Here is a 321-nt window from a genome sequence, read left to right as displayed (position 1 = left end):
CTTGTACGCAGTACCATCGGCGTGACGAAGCTTAACTTCTCTGTTCGGAATGGGAAGAGGTGGAACCTTCGTGCTATAGTCACCTTAATTTCTTTTCTATTTCTATTCTCCTTTTTTCATCTTCACATGAGAATAACAAACTGAAGAAAGAACATTTCCTTTCAACCAAAACTCTTTCGTTTTTCAAGAACCGAACGTATATAACATCCTTACGTGTCACGTGACAACAAAAGTCAACGGGCAATTAGTAATGCTCGGCTTTGCTGTCTCCAGCTTTACACCTGCATCCTATCAACGTCATAGTCTTTGACGACCCTAAGA

The 321-nt window shown here is 40.8% G+C and carries 2 rRNA genes; both read right to left on the bottom strand.

Features of this window, described 5'->3' with window-relative positions:
• A 5S ribosomal RNA gene (gene rrf, locus H6A27_RS14760) occupies nt 1-87 on the bottom strand; the annotation flags it as partial.
• A 136-nt stretch (nt 88-223) separates the two neighbouring features.
• A 23S ribosomal RNA gene (locus tag H6A27_RS14755) occupies nt 224-321 on the bottom strand; the annotation flags it as partial.

This window comes from Bacteroides caecigallinarum, assembly GCF_016902295.1.
In the GTDB taxonomy this organism is placed as follows: Bacteria; Bacteroidota; Bacteroidia; order Bacteroidales; family Bacteroidaceae; genus Phocaeicola; species Phocaeicola caecigallinarum_A.
The sequence above is the reverse complement of the archived record's forward strand: the minus strand, read 5'-3'. Positions and strand labels throughout refer to the sequence as shown.